Below are 753 nucleotides of genomic sequence, written 5' to 3'. Positions count from 1 at the left end.
TCGCCTTACGGTGGAGCTGTGCGTAGATGTGATCAAGAGACAGGGGCTTCGGCCAGGGCGCGGGCGTCGCCCGGCGGGGTGGCGATGCCGCTCGGCCCCTCCGCGACGATGCGCGCGGCGCGGCCGGCGAGGTTGGTCACCACCGGCAGTCCGGCGGCCAGCCCGTCCATCAGCTTGTTGGGCGCCGTCCATTCGGCGAATTCCGGCACCGGGGCGAGGCAGTGCAGCGCCACCTGCGCACCCGCCAGCAGCGAGGCCAGCCGGGGCTTGGGCAGCGGGTCCAGGAAGCTGACATTGTGCAGCCCCCGCCGCGCCGCCTCGGCGATCAGGCGGGGCTTCTCGGCTCCCTCGCCGACCAGCAGGATGCGGAGGCGGCGCTCGCCGGCCAGGTGCAGCTCGGCCGCGGCGTCGAGCAGAGCGTCGAGCCCGTTGGCGCGGCCATGCGCCCCGGCATAGACCGCGAGACATTCCCAGGGCGCCGCGCAGTCCGGACGCCAGGGCGCGCGGTGCGGGCCGAAGAGGTCGAGGTCGCAGCCATTGGGAACCACGTGCAGGCGCGACGGATCGGTGCCGCGCGCCCGCGCGGTGTCCGCCATGCCCTCGGTCAGGCCGATTACCGCCGCCGCCCGGCGGCAGGCGGCATCGGCCAGGACCTCCATCCCGGCCAGGGCCCAGCCCGGGGCCTCGCCCATGGCGCGCGGCAGCTCGGGCCAGGGGTCGCGGATCTCGAAGACGAAGGGCGTGCCGCGCAGG

1 protein-coding gene is annotated in these 753 nt (G+C 75.4%); it reads right to left on the bottom strand.

Annotation, left to right across the window (positions count from 1 at the left end; genetic code table 11):
* Window positions 1–32: 32 nt before the first annotated feature.
* A partial coding sequence (locus ROTAS13_RS25380) for a glycosyltransferase family 4 protein (protein WP_139323615.1) occupies window positions 33–753 on the bottom strand: 721 nt, incomplete at its 5' end.

It is taken from the genome of Roseomonas sp. TAS13 (genome assembly GCF_001950415.1).
Classification (GTDB): Bacteria; Pseudomonadota; Alphaproteobacteria; order Acetobacterales; family Acetobacteraceae; genus Roseomonas; species Roseomonas mucosa.
This window is presented reverse-complemented; position numbering and strand designations above follow the sequence as displayed.